Raw genomic sequence first — 12,493 nt, forward strand, 5'->3', positions numbered from 1 at the left:
GATCGAACCTCGAAGTTCGCCTATACCGAATTGCACGTGCGCGTTCCAACCCGCGTTGCAGCCGAGTTCCTGCGGAACCTCATCAAAACTGTCCCCTACAAGATCCACACTGTTCTTACGGACAACGGCATCCACTTCACCGACCAAGCGGTGAGAGTTGGACCGCAGCCGACATCAAGGAGAAGATCGAGCGGAAGGAACCCTTCTGGGCCCATGCCTTCGTCGCGGCCTGCGCTCGCAACAACATCGATCACCGCCTCACCAAGCCTAGGCATCCTTGGACCAATGGGCAGGTCGAGCGCATGAACCGCACCATCAAAGATGCGACCGTCAAGCGCTTCCACTACGAGAGCCACAACGAGCTGCGCAGCCATCTCACCGATTTCGTCACCGCCTAAACTTCGCTAAGCGGCTCAAAACCCTCAAAGGCCTCACACCCTACGAGTTCATCTGTAGGGCCTGGACAAAAGAGCCCGAACGATTCACCCTCAATCCGCTCCAGCAAATGCCGGGACTAAACATCTAGCATAGAGGTTGGGCGACGCCTCGGCATCAACGAGCTCGATGCCAGATCCAGACTTGCCGCGCAGAATGGACAGGGCGCCGCAATCGGCGCGTTCTTGTTCGACCATCCCAACACGCCTTTCAATGAAGTCGACCTGCTGGTACGCATCAAGTTCCGCCCAGAACCCGTCCGTCGCAACCAGCAGTGGCCGATCGTCGAGTTGGATCGAATTCAGATCAGGAGCAATGAAGCGCTTCGAGCGGAAGCTACGCGTGAGCCTGTGCCGGGCGGGGTTCTTCGCGACACTCTCGATCGCCACGGGCAGCAGCGGATTGGCGAGCGTATGCGGCTGCATCAGCCATGCGATCCGTCCATCCTCTTCGTGTCGGCCTACCAGGCAATCGCCTGCATGCAACACCAGCGCTGGGCCTGTTGCTTCAAGGTGAAGAAGGGAGTAGCTCGCTGAATCGGTGCGAAAGTCCGTCGCGAGCGCCGCGTGGGTCATGCGAAGTTGCGCGATCAGGGCGTCGGCGGTCACCTCTTCAGTCCCGGTTACGAACCAGTCGACCATGCGGCGCGCAATCTCGCGCGCAAAATCGCCGCTGGCCGAACCTGATGTTGATCCATCGAGAACGATGGCCAGGACGGCGTCGCCGCGGATGCCTATGCCTGCATGGTCTCGGTTGTCGGCCGTCCGCATCCCATGCCGGCAATGCCACCGGATTTGCAAGGTGATGTCAGTGCGAATCCAGGGTGCTGATCGTGACCAGCCGCTCGTAAACGATGTCGACACGGCCCGCCGGTCCGCGAATGTTTCCCTCCAGGAAATGGTCGAAGTTCGGATCGTCGAGCAGCGCCGCAATCTGTTCGGCGATGTAGACCCGGATCTCCGGCTCGCCGCTCGCGATCTCCTCGACGAGCTCCTCCCGCCCATCGACCAGAAGGAGAATGTCCTCGGCATCGCGGCTGCCGATGAGATCGCCTTCGCCGCGTCCGCGGTATGCCTCCAACTTGGTTGCGACAAACAGCTGCGGCGTAAGGCGCCGGATCTCGAGCGCCTCCTCCAGCTGTTCTGGTACGGCCGTTGCGATCCCCTTTGCGTACCAGCGATTACTGAACCCGAGAATCGCCTCGTCGTCCGGCATGAAGTCGACCTTGAGCTCGCCGAGCTTCATACGGCAGATGACGGTATCGTCAGCCGCCTCGGTAAAGCCGCGTGCGCGCAAGCGCTCCGTCAGCTCAACCCATTCTGCAAAGCCAGCGAGATCGACGATCAGGTCGACATCGTCGGTCGCTCTCACCCCTTCGAGAACGATGGGGTCGGTGATGTAGAGCGCGGTCGTGCAGCCGCCGACGAAGACCAGGCGCGCGCGCAACTCCTCGCCGAGCGCCTCGGCAACGGTCTTCAACATCGCTTTCAACTGACCCTGGACAGTCATTCCAGCCTCTGTACGAGCAGGTTGGCGGCGTGCTTGCTTTCGCGCTGATTACCGATGCGGATCGCGTCGATGAGGGCGAGATAGGCGTAGAGCCGCTTATCTTTCTCGCAGGCCTCCGGCACGCTTTTGAACAGTGGATCGACCGATTGACCCATGTCTTTTGCGTGCGCGTGGGGCCAGACGCAGATGAGATTGCCGGCGCTGCGCAGGGATTCCCGCAGCACGGGGGCGGCGAACGCCGTCGGCAACCCGCGCTGTACGGCGCCAGGTTTCGCCGGAAAGACGAATTTCAGACCGTGGACGATGAAGTCGCGCAGATGGCGCCGGCTCGGTTTGGGCCGACCTGTCTCCCTGTCCTTGATCGCGAGGCCCGACGCGATGCTGCGCTTGAGCGAAGCGCTGATCTCGGTCTTGCTGATTCCGAGTGCTGCCTCGAGAGCGCGCACAGAATAGGGATCCTCGCCCGCGGCTAGCCCGGCCGGTGGAGATTCATGACCGATATCCTTTGCGTCGTCCTCCAAGCTCGCCAGCTTGAGCAGGACGACAACATCCTGGCCCTTCATCATAAGTTCCGTCCTCTGTCCTCGGACAGAGGACGCTAGCACTGCGCGGCCCTGCCAGTCAACGATCACGGCTGCAAAACGGGTTGGTCACGGATGGTGCAGCAGCGCAACCGAAGTCCTTAAGCTTTGTCCTCAGTCCCGGGACAGTGGACAAGCATGGGATTGGCGGCGCACACCAGCATAGCGGTTCAGCTCCGGTCAGCGGGCTGTTCGGTGTCAGCCGACGTCTTCGGTCCCAGCAACTGGGCGTTTCGCTGCTGACGTATGCCTAACGCATTGGCTGATTATATGTGGCGAAGGTGTTTGCCTCGAGATGGTTTGGCGGACCAAGTGGGTTCGTAGCGGCTGTGTTCCACAGATCAGGCATGTTTTAGCTTTGAGGCGCTGTCGGTTCCTCTAAATCTTTGAAAATATTACATTATTCGGAATATTTCTGGCGGAGAGAACGGGCACGCAACTTTGGCACATGACCCTCGAAAACCCGAAACCAGAACTGATAGTCATCTTGGCGGCCGTCGCAGCGTGCCGACAGGGCATGCCAGGCTGCGGTGAGGGCCGCAGCGTGGTGCTGGTCGCCGGTAGAGGAGGGGGCATCGGTTACTTTGATACCGACGTTTGAATCGCTCTTTCCTTTTCGTTTGGTCATGGCAATGTTCCCGCGTGAATGTCCGACGCAGGGTTTGAAGAATGGCCGGACGTTCGAACTCTACGTGAGCCACGATCGAGACGGATCGTCTCGACTTTGCCGTGTCGTCCCTGGCACACATAGCCATCATTCTGCCGTCAAATCCGCTCCTTCCAACAATTGACGCCGTTTGCCGAACAAGGCGTCAGGCAGCAACCTCCCGCGCAAGCGTCTCGATATGTTCGTTGCAGATGGTCCCAACGAGATCATGGAGGATTGCAGTCCGCTCGCCGAGCCATTCCAACGCCTCAACGCTGATCTGGTAGTGCTCGGAATAGCGCGCCTTCACGTAGGCCTCGTTCAATGTGTTGAACCATGCCCGAAAGCGCTGCTGATCCCGCGGCCAGGCTTCGGTCAATCGCCGGTCACGCTCTTCCGCAAGGGTGCGCAGGAAGTTAAGATTATGCGATGGAGGGCTGTAGCTTGTGAGTGTCAGAAGTAGGGCCGAATACGAGTGCTCAATCGCTTGATGCAGCAAGAAGGCAGCCCGTGCATTCCAACTGTTTTTCAGAGCAAATTTATAGGTTTCAAAAAACTCGACTCCGGCAGGCATCCGATCCTGAAGATGCTTCTTTGCCAACTTCAGAGCATCGGCCGGGCTCTGTAGCTTGGGTTCCGCCAGCGGCTCGTCGTCAAGCTCATACAGAACAATCCCTTCGCGCCGTATGTCGGAGAAGAAATACTGCCCCTGCCGAAGCGCGGTGTTCACCTCACGACGAGAGTGAACGATCAGGCCCACCTGGGTGGAAACGCCGCGGTCGCGCAGCAGCCTGTCACTGGCCTTGTACCAATAGGTCGCAAAGTCGGTCAGCTTGCGGTTGTTGACGATCACCAGAATGTCGAAATCTGATCGGTAGCCTTTCATCGTGTGCGGCTCGTCGACCCAGTCGCCACGGGCGTAGGAGCCGAACAGGATGATTTTCAAGATCCTGCCCATTTTCTTGAATTCGGCCGAACTGCCTTTCAGCGCATCCTCGAGTTCCTCGAGCAGAATCTCGATGATGCGGGCAAGCTCGCGCTGCTTGGTCGAGGGCAGATGATCAAGACTGGATTTCATCATTGGATAATGCATTGTTTTTCACAATCTCTCCGAAAGCGACAGACTACGCCAGCGCCAAAATTCGCGGATGCCGCATAGGCCGTCTGCATCGCTCAGTTGAGCGTCATCCACAACTCCTGCTTGTCATGAACAGATCGAACGATTATGTTGCAACATAATCGTAACGTCAAACGGGACGTTGCGTCAAAGTGTATAAAAACGCCCGCCACAGGAAATACTTGCCCCCGCTCTTTAGTAGCTACATCTAATTTTACTAGGGCAGTTTCCTTGGCCTTGTTGCAACATCAGTGCGATGTCTCGAACATAAGTTCGAGGTGTCTCATCAACTGTGGGTCTGATCTGGATGAGGCCTTCCATTCTGGTTTGTTCCGCCGACGCCGGCTACTATCTGCTTATCAGCTACATCCTCGACGTTGAAGGCTTTGCCTGCGTGCCAGCCAGCGATTGCGCCAAGGCGCTGGAACTGTTGCAGCAACGGAGCTTCACGGCCGTCCTGCTCGATTGCGATGATCGAGCCTCGTTTGGATCCGATGCCATTGATCGTGTCTGCAAGGCAAGCCGGGAGCAGCATGTCCCGCTTGTCGCCCTGGTGCCGGCGGGCAACGAAATTCTCTACCTTGAACTTCTCAAGGCCGGCATCGACCACATCTTCGTATCGCCTCATCCGCCGGCGCAAATCCTGCGCGCGCTGCGCCTTCTGTCTGAAACTGGCGAGGAGCCGGCAGCCGCGCCGGAGGTCGATGAACGCATGCTGTCCTGGGGAAAGCTGACGCTCTCCGCGCAGCGTCATCAGGTCCAGTACGACGGCAAAGACATTGTCGTGGGCGCGATACAGTTCAAGCTTCTGGCAATGATGCTGCATCAGCCCGGCCGGATCTTCAGTCGCGAAGAGCTCATTGCGGCCGCGTGGGCGCCGAACATTTACGTCGAACCCCGCACCGTCGACGTGCATGTCGGTCGCTTGCGCGACGCCTTGCGCAAGGTGACCGGGCGCAATCTCATCCGCACGGTGCGCGGTGCAGGCTACGGTCTCAACGGAGGCGTTGAGCCGGCAAACTCCTAGCGTTCGATCATGTGGCTTCGCTGAAACGTCATAAAATCTTGTCGCAAACTTGTTGCCGGCTTTGTGGAATTTCCCGAAGCCCGGACCGACTATTCCAGTTGAGGAGGCAGGTGCTCGGATCTCGTTCAGAGCTTGCCTCCTCGTTCGATGTGTCGTTGCCTCGAACGCTGGAGGAAGTCGATGGTTACGCAACACGGAGATGTCGGTGCGAAGAGGAACAAGCGTGTTCGCCGAAACACCCAAGGGTTGATCGACAAGGCCGGAGGTCATTTCGCCGCTGCGCGCCTCGAAGGGCTGATGGCGGTCTACGCGCGCCCCCTCGCCGGAAGGGCCGTGGCCATCAGCACCGGCAAGGACGAGGAGCGGCGGGTCGTCGATTTCGTCCGGTGTGCCTATCTCGGCCTCGACAACCATCCAGACATCGTGCGCGGTGCGATTGAGGCCGTCGAGCGCTATGGCACGCTGCATTGGTCGTGCGCCCGCACCCGCCTCAATTTCGGTCTGATCGGCGACCTTGAAGGCAGCCTTTCCGATCTTTTCTCGGCTCGCGTCATCGCTTACACGACGGTCCTGGCCGCCAACATGGGCGCGTTGCCGATCCTGGCATCCGGCCATCTTACCAACGGCAAAAAGCCGGTCATGGTCTTTGACAAACTGGCGCACGCCTCGTTGGCCTTTCACAAAGGCACGATCGCCGAGGAAACCGAAGTCGTCACCATCGCCCATAACGATCTGGAGGCATTGGAGACCATCTGCCGCGGGCAGCGTCCCGTAGCCTACATCTGCGATGGTATCTATTCCATGGGTGGTAGCGCGCCGATCGCGGACCTGCTTTCCCTGCAGCAGCGCTATGGGCTTTTCCTGTACATCGACGATGCCCATGGCATTTCGATCTTCGGCCGCAATGGCGAAGGTTACGCCCGCTCGCAGATCCCGGGCGAGCTCGGCGAGCGCACCATCATCGCGGCCTCGCTCGGCAAGGGGTTCGGGGCGTCCGGCGGCCTGATCATGCTGGGCACCCAACGACAGGAGGACCTGTTTCGCAACTTCGCGGTGGCGCATGCCTTCTCGGCATCGCCGAATGTGGCTGCGATCGGCGCGGCCCTGGCGTCGGCCAGCCTGCACCGTACCCCGGAACTGCACCGCCGGCAGGCGGCGCTCCAGGACCGGTTGCGCCAGTTCGACGGGCTGTGCGAGACGAGCCATGCCCAGAGCAGGCTGCCCATACGCATGGTCACCATTGGTGACGAGCTCGCAGCAATCGGCGCGGCGCACGCTATCCTGGACCGCGGATTCTACCTGTCGGCAGTGTTCTTCCCCACTGTCCAAAGAGGGCGAGCAGGTCTTCGCATCTGCCCGACCGCCGGACACGTGCCCGAAGGCATCGAGAACCTGTGCCGGGCACTCGCGGCGATCGTTCCGATCGACGAAGCCGCCAAAGAGAGCCTGAAGCCAGCGCCACCAGCAGGACACCGCAGGAAAAGCCAATGATGATCCTGGAAACCGATCGCCTCTTCCTGCGTCCCCTTCAGCGATCGGACGCTGACGCCTTGTTTCAGCTTCATCGGGATCCGCTTGTCGTGGAGTTGACCACTGACGGGCAGCCGATGAGCCGCAACCAGTCGGACGAACGGCTCGACCTTTATCTGCGAGAGGCGAGGGACCTCGGATTTACCTTCTTTGCCGTTTTCGAAAAGCAGCCGAATGGGGATCTGCTCTTCGCCGGGCGCTGTGGTCTGCGAAGCCTCTCGGACGACGCCGTGGAATTGGGCTACAGTTTTTCTCAACGCGGCTCCGGACGCGGGCTGGCCACCGAGTCAGCCCGCTTGATCGTTGAAGACGCTTTCACCAGGCTTGGTTGTGGCAGGCTGGTCGGGCTGGTCAGGCCGGCAAATCTCCGGTCGCAAAACGTGCTCCGCAAACTTGGCTTCACGCAGCGCGGCATGAGGCGTCATCGCGATGTCGACTATGTCTGCTTCGAGCTTGATGCGCAGGACGCTCGGGCTTAACGAAACCTGTTGAGGCTTTTGTCCCTGTCTGTGCGCCATACCCCAAAATGAGGAACATATTCCTGTGAGGTCAAGGGGGATTGACTCTTTTGTTCTCATTTCGTTCACTGTCGGCGAAATGGAGACATTCCAATGAAACCGCTCCGTGCGACTGAATCTGAGCAACCTGAGATTTTTGCCACCGTCAGACGCGAACTGCCTGCAATCCATCGTGCGGTCTTGAAGATGGCAAAGCCAATGCGCGGTCTCTCCGACGTCAGCCAGAAGATGGCTATCGCGCAAATGACGGCCGCCTGGATCAAGGCCTACTATCCCGATAACCTCGAATTGCAGTTGTCGCTCGCTGATGCGATACGCGACCAGATCGACATCGATCTGAAGGCGGCCGCTCGCCTGGAAGGCCGGCAGCAACAGCACTGATGGTTAGCCGCAGCGTCACTGCCGGTGGTTGGTTGACGGGGAAAGTTTTATCTAGACCTCAAACAGGTCGCTCGGACCCCGGCCGATCTCGTCGATGATGTCGGGAGTGTTGTTCCGCGGCGATCCGGCCATGCTGCCGATGGGCCACATCTTCATCAGATCCGAGGGGAACGGCTTCATCAGGTCGCGAGGATCCGGTTCCGGGCCGAGCCAGCGCATGTAATCTGTCGGCGCCAGGATGACGGGCATGCGGTCGTGGATCGTCGCCATCAGGGAGTTTGGCTCACAGGTGACGATGGCGAATGTCCGGATCAATTCGCCCGTCACCTTGTCCGCATACTCTTCCCAGATGCCAGCCATGGCGAAGGGCTGATCGTCCTTCATGGCGATGGCGTAGGGCTGCTTCTTCTTCCCCGATGCATCGAGCTTCTGCCATTCGAAATAGCCGTCGACGGGCACCAGGCAGCGGCGGGACGCATACGCCTTGCGGAACATGCCATTGCTGGCGATGGTCTCGCAGCGGGCGTTGACGGGCGGCGGCCGACCGCCACCGTCCCAGCCCGGCACCAGACCCCAACGGGCCGAGACAAAGCCGGCCATGCTGGTCGACAGTTCTTCGCGGATGATGATCGGATAGGTCAGGCTTGGCGCGCCATTCCACAACGGGAAGCTGTTGCCCAGCCGCTCAACCTCGCCTGGATGAGCGAATTCGAACCGGGGAACCATGTCGGGATTGTGGTCTTTACGAAAACGCGTCCGCACATTTTGAAGCCGGCCCGATTGCGATAGGGAAGACCAAAAATGGGAACGCATTGAGAACGATTCAAGCCAACGCTACTCGGGCACGCCGGCGTCATGGTGCACGATGGCCTCAAGCACCGTTTCATAGACGCTGCCGTTTTCTTCCTCGATTTCGGTGCTGCTGATCCCGATTGCCTTTGCGTCGGCGAAAAGCTTCTGGATTGCCGTCGGCGACGGAGATCACGTCTGAACTGACCAAGCCAGACACATTGCTGCTCAGCCACTTGTCAAGAAAGTTGACGCCGCGCGTGCTCATCAAGCCCCCTTTGTTCCGCCTTGGCTCTTGAATAAAGGTTCTGCCCATGCCGGAAACCTTATGTGAATCGAGCGAATAGATCAGGCCGACATCCCTCGATCCGCAGACTTCGCATTTCAACTTCGGTCGTAAATCCCATTCCATAGCAGGAGCATCCGGGCCGAAGCGGGTGCGCAGCTCTTCCAGCGGTAGGGTTTTGCTGTGATTGCAGCTCCCCTTGTGGCAGAACGCCGTCACCGTCATCTTGCCGTCGATCAGCGATTGGAGCGTCCAGTTCTTGCCGATCATTTCGGGTCTCGGTCGACCGCCGAGGCGTCAAGCTCCGCCTCCATCTGACCGCTGACGGCCTTCGCTGTGGTCGCGCCCGCCAGGGGGACATCGTCGAAGCCTTGTAGCCACGCCTCAGCGTGTTCCTCCCAATACTCCGGCACGACGCGCTCCTTGCCGTCCTTGCGCGCCTGGGCGCCGTACATCCAGGCATAGTTAGCGCGCTCCTGGTCCTTCTTGGCTACGGCCATCAGTCGTCCTCCCAATAATCGAGCAGCTTCGCGTGGTGCAGCTTGTCCTCGCCTTTCAAGGTTTTCACCCTGCCAACGAGGCCGGGCTTGAGCCATTCAACTTTGTCTCTCTTATGCCTATTTGGCACCGGGCCGCCAACCATGCCCTGTACGCGGTCCCAGAGCGCTTTCCGCTTGTCGGCTTGAACGCGATGAAGGCACCGCCCTTGTACCGGCCAGCGTCCGCCATGAGCACCTGTGCAGCGTTACCCGGCTCGCGCTTTACGCCGATGATGTCCATATCCTTCTCTTCGAAGCACTTGATCTTGCGCCACTGATTGGTCGGCACGCTGAGGTAGACGCTTCCCCTTCCGCTTCGACACCACCCCTTCGAGATTGGCCTTGTCGACGAGGTGGAAGACGGCGTCGCCAGTGCCAGGCATAGCCTCGCTGAACTGGATGCGTCCGCCTTCCGGGATCACACCCTGCAGCATCTGGCGCCGGTCCTCCACAGGCATGGAGCGCAAGTCATGGCCGTTGAGATGGAGGAGATCGAACGCGACCAGGTACAGATCAGGTGACGGCCGGCGGCCACTGACCGCCGCTTGCAGCCCGTGGAAGTCAGACAGGCCGGCATCATTGATCATGATGGTCTCACCTTCGAAGATGAAGGTCTCGGCCTCCATCCCGGCGGCTTCTGCGGCGAGGTACTGATACCGCCTGGTCCACTCGAAGCCACGCTTGGTGTAGAACCGGATGCCGTTCTCATCCTTGATCACCTGGGTGCGATAACCGTCGAACTTGATCTCGTGAATCCAGTCGTCACCCTTCGGAGGGTCGTCGTACAGTTCGGGCTCCATCGGCCGGATGAACGTCAAACGCATGCACACACTCACGAGACCGCGACTCAATCAGCTTTAGCTAAAATGGTTCCGAAACTGCAAACGGCATGCCGATGCAACAAAGCTGAGTGCGCCACGTTGCCACCCACCGGAGTGGCGACGATGACGAAGTACCGGGTGGAAGAGATCTACGGCGACACAGTCGTGGTGTCTGGCGACGTTGTGGAGATCGATCCAAGGACGGCCGCAGAGAAGTTGGCCGGTCAGCCTGTGTCGCCAGGGGTTTTGCAGGATCACTGGTTCCGAGTGGTCGATGAGGAGAAGTCCGCCGTATATGGATACAGCCTCGTTGGACCTGACCAACGGCCTGATTTCCTGGCATGGAGCGAAAGCGCCGACTTCGGTCCGCCGATTAGCGGCAAGGTGCACGGGGGCGAACTCGCAGACGAGCAAGATCATTTCTATAATTGTCCGGCATGCGGTCAGCGCGTTGACATGCGTGATTCCGCCAGGTGGTCTGGCACGAAGAGCCGGGTCACGCTCCGATGAAGCCGCAGACCGAGGCCACGGTGATCGAGTTTCCTAAACGGAAATGATTTTTGCGCCCGGAGCTAACGGTGCTCGACGCGCCGGAGTGCTTCAGTTGCACCCTTCATGCTCTTACGCATGCTCTCAAGCAGGCGCTTGTCCTGCCCCAGAGGCCGACCCTTTGCCCGCTCTCGCTCGATCGCCCTGTCCTGGATCGACAGAGCTTTCTCATAGTAGTGAACGACATTAAAAAGATACGATCGGACGGTGCTCATGCTCCATCTCCCTGTTCGGGGCGAAAGCATGATGTTCACTTCCAAGCGTCCGATTGCCGGAAACCGTCACAGACGACCAAGGCACTGTACGCCCTGTTGGGGCAGATAGCGAATCGAGAGCCATCACACCGGCCGCGGCGCCGCCGCTCTTGTCAGTGCCTGGCAGCCCTGCGGCCAACCGCAGCCGGCACGGGCGCGACGGGGGACTTCTCGTCTTTTGAGGTCGCCTCGGCCCGCCTGTCGAGCGCCGCCTGCAAACGTGCGCCGGCCAGGAGAATGCTGTCCGGTATCGGTTCAGTGGGATCGGCCTTTTCCATAGGCGTCTAACAGATGTGAATCTCGATTGTTCCGATCCGGACAACGCAAAAAGCCCGCCGGCCGGAGCCAGCGGGCTTGATGGTTAACTAGGCTTAATTGTCGAATAGATCAGTCGAGCGCTACAGGCGGCGGCGGCGGTGGCACCGATGGGCCGGGTCCGGCCGTCACAAAGGAAAGTCGCTCGCGCTTGGTCAGAACAGGTTTCTCATAGGTTTTCTTCATAGGTCTTCCCCGGTCAGCCCTCAATGGGCGGAAACTGCCGTCACTTGGAGATTCTTGTCAAGCCATCAAGAAGCCCGCGCTCGTCGCCGCTCCGATATGACTTCGCCAAACGTCTCCTCCAAGAAGGTGAACAAATGGCGCACGGCGGACGAATTGCACGAGTAGTATATCGAATGGCCATCTGGCCGAGTGTCCACCAGTCCGGCTCTCCGTAGCTTGCCCAAGTGCTGAGAGAGTGCCGACTGAGTGTAGGTGAAACCCAACTTCTCCGACAAAGCGTTTACCGAAATCTCGCCATCCAGCAAAATGGCTAAAATCAGTAGCCTGGTTGGGTTGCCGACGGCTTCGAGGAGTTTCCGCGATTTTACGCACCAGCCCTTGGATGTCTTCGAAGCCATCTGATTAATCTCGCGCCGCCGCCCGGGAGGTTAACCATACGCGCCCGATTTAGTCCATCGGTTGTCTGGCGCAGTTGGTTCCATAAAAGGCCCGCCACTCTTTGGGGAGAGTAGCGGGCAAGTTTTGGAGTGTGCTGGATCAACCAGCATAGGTCAACGGGTGGCGAGTAGGTCGGTTGCTCGGACTATGCTATGATTCGAGCCGTGGGAAAGAAGCAAAAACCAATCACCGAACCTGTCGCCGATCGTGAGATTACGACGGAGGCGGATTACTTTGCCCGCAAGTGCGGCCTCACCCGAGAAGAGGCCCAGCGCATCCTCGACGAAGCCAACCACCGACCCAGCCCCCAACGTGACGCTCGCAAAAAGAGCCCGCCACCGGAGAGGTCTTGGTAGCGGGCGGCTCATTCGAAGTTACGGAACTTTAACTTTCCAGGTGCATTGACTTGGCATCAACACCTATCATATTGATAGGCCATGGCAGATGAAGGTTTGCTACGTCCCGTCGCCCAAATGGCGATGCGACCAGATGAATTTACGCAGCGTGTCCGTTTTTTGGCCTCGGACACAGGTTGCATTGGCTAGTCTCGACATGCACGCGACAGGATGCAC

General features: G+C 59.3%; 16 protein-coding genes and 2 pseudogenes. 6 read left to right on the forward strand and 12 right to left on the reverse strand.

The features are described 5' to 3' along the window. Nucleotides 1-526, forward strand: a pseudogene (locus tag LB564_RS24495) (integrase core domain-containing protein); the annotation flags it as partial. Here LB564_RS24495 and LB564_RS24500 read toward each other — a convergent pair. From LB564_RS24500 to LB564_RS24520, 5 genes are all read right to left on the reverse strand, one after another. Then, complete coding sequence (locus LB564_RS24500; RefSeq protein WP_224541686.1) at nucleotides 489-1,205, reverse strand: protein phosphatase 2C domain-containing protein; 717 nt, start codon at nucleotides 1,203-1,205, stop codon at nucleotides 489-491. The pseudogene LB564_RS24495 and the gene LB564_RS24500 sit on opposite strands and share 38 nt — an antisense overlap. A gap of 37 nt (nucleotides 1,206-1,242) precedes the next feature. Continuing rightward, on the reverse strand, nucleotides 1,243-1,944 hold the full coding sequence (locus LB564_RS24505; protein ID WP_224541688.1) for a hypothetical protein: 702 nt from the start codon (nucleotides 1,942-1,944) through the stop codon (nucleotides 1,243-1,245). Next, nucleotides 1,941-2,510, reverse strand: coding sequence for a hypothetical protein (locus LB564_RS24510; RefSeq protein WP_318012845.1), 570 nt, complete (start codon nucleotides 2,508-2,510; stop codon nucleotides 1,941-1,943). Before LB564_RS24510 ends, LB564_RS24505 begins: the two co-directional genes overlap by 4 nt. Nucleotides 2,511-2,925: 415 nt before the next feature. Continuing rightward, entirely contained in the window at nucleotides 2,926-3,153 is a 228-nt protein-coding gene (locus tag LB564_RS24515) for a hypothetical protein (protein WP_224541689.1), read from the reverse strand. A 184-nt stretch (nucleotides 3,154-3,337) separates the two neighbouring features. After that, a complete protein-coding gene (locus LB564_RS24520) occupies nucleotides 3,338-4,249 on the reverse strand; it encodes a nucleotidyltransferase and HEPN domain-containing protein (RefSeq protein WP_224541825.1) in 912 nt (303 codons plus the stop codon). Between the two features lie 331 nt (nucleotides 4,250-4,580). On the opposite strand from LB564_RS24520, the gene LB564_RS24525 reads away from it, so the two are divergent. The 4 genes from LB564_RS24525 to LB564_RS24540 all read left to right on the forward strand — a co-directional run bounded on the left by LB564_RS24525 (nucleotide 4,581) and on the right by LB564_RS24540 (nucleotide 7,744). Beyond that, complete coding sequence (locus LB564_RS24525; protein ID WP_224541691.1) at nucleotides 4,581-5,315, forward strand: winged helix-turn-helix transcriptional regulator; 735 nt, start codon at nucleotides 4,581-4,583, stop codon at nucleotides 5,313-5,315. A 180-nt stretch (nucleotides 5,316-5,495) separates the two neighbouring features. Next, on the forward strand, nucleotides 5,496-6,806 hold the full coding sequence (locus tag LB564_RS24530) for an aminotransferase class I/II-fold pyridoxal phosphate-dependent enzyme (protein WP_224541693.1): 1,311 nt from the start codon (nucleotides 5,496-5,498) through the stop codon (nucleotides 6,804-6,806). Further along, nucleotides 6,803-7,324 (forward strand): GNAT family N-acetyltransferase, encoded by a 522-nt coding sequence (locus LB564_RS24535; protein ID WP_224541694.1) that lies wholly within the window; start codon nucleotides 6,803-6,805, stop codon nucleotides 7,322-7,324. The genes LB564_RS24530 and LB564_RS24535 overlap by 4 nt, the downstream gene beginning before the upstream one ends. A gap of 132 nt (nucleotides 7,325-7,456) precedes the next feature. Then, nucleotides 7,457-7,744, forward strand: a complete 288-nt coding sequence (locus tag LB564_RS24540; RefSeq protein WP_224541697.1) for a hypothetical protein — start codon at nucleotides 7,457-7,459, stop codon at nucleotides 7,742-7,744. 51 nt (nucleotides 7,745-7,795) lie between these two features. On the opposite strand, the pseudogene LB564_RS24545 reads toward LB564_RS24540, so the two are convergent. From LB564_RS24545 to LB564_RS24560, 4 genes and pseudogenes are all read right to left on the reverse strand, one after another. After that, nucleotides 7,796-8,508 (reverse strand): annotated as a pseudogene (locus tag LB564_RS24545) (SOS response-associated peptidase). A gap of 119 nt (nucleotides 8,509-8,627) precedes the next feature. Further along, nucleotides 8,628-9,089, reverse strand: a complete 462-nt coding sequence (locus tag LB564_RS31665) for a hypothetical protein (RefSeq protein WP_318012846.1) — start codon at nucleotides 9,087-9,089, stop codon at nucleotides 8,628-8,630. Then, entirely contained in the window at nucleotides 9,086-9,319 is a 234-nt protein-coding gene (locus LB564_RS24555; RefSeq protein ID WP_224541698.1) for a hypothetical protein, read from the reverse strand. Before LB564_RS24555 ends, LB564_RS31665 begins: the two co-directional genes overlap by 4 nt. 245 nt (nucleotides 9,320-9,564) lie before the next feature. Next, complete coding sequence (locus tag LB564_RS24560) at nucleotides 9,565-10,182, reverse strand: RNA ligase family protein (RefSeq protein WP_318012847.1); 618 nt, start codon at nucleotides 10,180-10,182, stop codon at nucleotides 9,565-9,567. 120 nt (nucleotides 10,183-10,302) lie between these two features. Here LB564_RS24560 and LB564_RS24565 point away from each other — a divergent pair, with 120 nt between their 5' ends. Continuing rightward, nucleotides 10,303-10,689 carry a hypothetical protein gene (locus LB564_RS24565; protein ID WP_224541700.1) on the forward strand — a complete coding sequence of 129 codons (387 nt, stop codon included), beginning with the start codon at nucleotides 10,303-10,305 and terminating at the stop codon, nucleotides 10,687-10,689. A 62-nt stretch (nucleotides 10,690-10,751) separates the two neighbouring features. Here the strand turns inward: LB564_RS24565 and LB564_RS24570 are convergent, their stop codons facing one another. The 3 genes from LB564_RS24570 to LB564_RS24580 form a co-directional block, all read right to left on the reverse strand. Then, the gene (locus LB564_RS24570) at nucleotides 10,752-10,943 is read right to left on the reverse strand and encodes a hypothetical protein (protein ID WP_224541702.1); all 192 of its coding nucleotides are present in this window, start codon (nucleotides 10,941-10,943) and stop codon (nucleotides 10,752-10,754) included. A gap of 426 nt (nucleotides 10,944-11,369) precedes the next feature. After that, entirely contained in the window at nucleotides 11,370-11,483 is a 114-nt protein-coding gene (locus LB564_RS24575; RefSeq protein ID WP_224541704.1) for a putative RiPP precursor, read from the reverse strand. A gap of 65 nt (nucleotides 11,484-11,548) precedes the next feature. Further along, nucleotides 11,549-11,881: an ArsR/SmtB family transcription factor gene (locus LB564_RS24580; RefSeq protein ID WP_224541706.1), complete on the reverse strand. Its 333-nt coding sequence runs from the start codon at nucleotides 11,879-11,881 to the stop codon at nucleotides 11,549-11,551. Between the last annotated feature and the right edge of the window lie 612 nt (nucleotides 11,882-12,493).

This window comes from Mesorhizobium sp. ES1-6, from assembly GCF_020164775.1.
Lineage (GTDB): Bacteria > Pseudomonadota > Alphaproteobacteria > Rhizobiales > Rhizobiaceae > Mesorhizobium.

Excerpts from the sequence above, each read along its gene's own strand:
- LB564_RS24570 (WP_224541702.1), bottom strand. The coding sequence starts at position 10,943 with ATGAGCACCGTCCGATCGTATCTTTTTAATGTCGTTCACTACTATGAG.
- LB564_RS24565 (WP_224541700.1), top strand. The coding sequence starts at position 10,303 with ATGACGAAGTACCGGGTGGAAGAGATCTACGGCGACACAGTCGTGGTG.
- LB564_RS24540 (WP_224541697.1), top strand. The coding sequence starts at position 7,457 with ATGAAACCGCTCCGTGCGACTGAATCTGAGCAACCTGAGATTTTTGCC.
- LB564_RS24515 (WP_224541689.1), bottom strand. The coding sequence starts at position 3,153 with ATGACCAAACGAAAAGGAAAGAGCGATTCAAACGTCGGTATCAAAGTA.
- LB564_RS24575 (WP_224541704.1), bottom strand. The coding sequence starts at position 11,483 with ATGAAGAAAACCTATGAGAAACCTGTTCTGACCAAGCGCGAGCGACTT.
- LB564_RS31665 (WP_318012846.1), bottom strand. The coding sequence starts at position 9,089 with ATGATCGGCAAGAACTGGACGCTCCAATCGCTGATCGACGGCAAGATG.
- LB564_RS24510 (WP_318012845.1), bottom strand. The coding sequence starts at position 2,510 with ATGATGAAGGGCCAGGATGTTGTCGTCCTGCTCAAGCTGGCGAGCTTG.
- LB564_RS24555 (WP_224541698.1), bottom strand. The coding sequence starts at position 9,319 with ATGGCCGTAGCCAAGAAGGACCAGGAGCGCGCTAACTATGCCTGGATG.
- LB564_RS24580 (WP_224541706.1), bottom strand. The coding sequence starts at position 11,881 with ATGGCTTCGAAGACATCCAAGGGCTGGTGCGTAAAATCGCGGAAACTC.
- LB564_RS24535 (WP_224541694.1), top strand. The coding sequence starts at position 6,803 with ATGATGATCCTGGAAACCGATCGCCTCTTCCTGCGTCCCCTTCAGCGA.
- LB564_RS24500 (WP_224541686.1), bottom strand. The coding sequence starts at position 1,205 with ATGCGGACGGCCGACAACCGAGACCATGCAGGCATAGGCATCCGCGGC.
- LB564_RS24530 (WP_224541693.1), top strand. The coding sequence starts at position 5,496 with ATGGTTACGCAACACGGAGATGTCGGTGCGAAGAGGAACAAGCGTGTT.
- LB564_RS24520 (WP_224541825.1), bottom strand. The coding sequence starts at position 4,249 with ATGAAATCCAGTCTTGATCATCTGCCCTCGACCAAGCAGCGCGAGCTT.
- LB564_RS24560 (WP_318012847.1), bottom strand. The coding sequence starts at position 10,182 with ATGCGTTTGACGTTCATCCGGCCGATGGAGCCCGAACTGTACGACGAC.
- LB564_RS24505 (WP_224541688.1), bottom strand. The coding sequence starts at position 1,944 with ATGACTGTCCAGGGTCAGTTGAAAGCGATGTTGAAGACCGTTGCCGAG.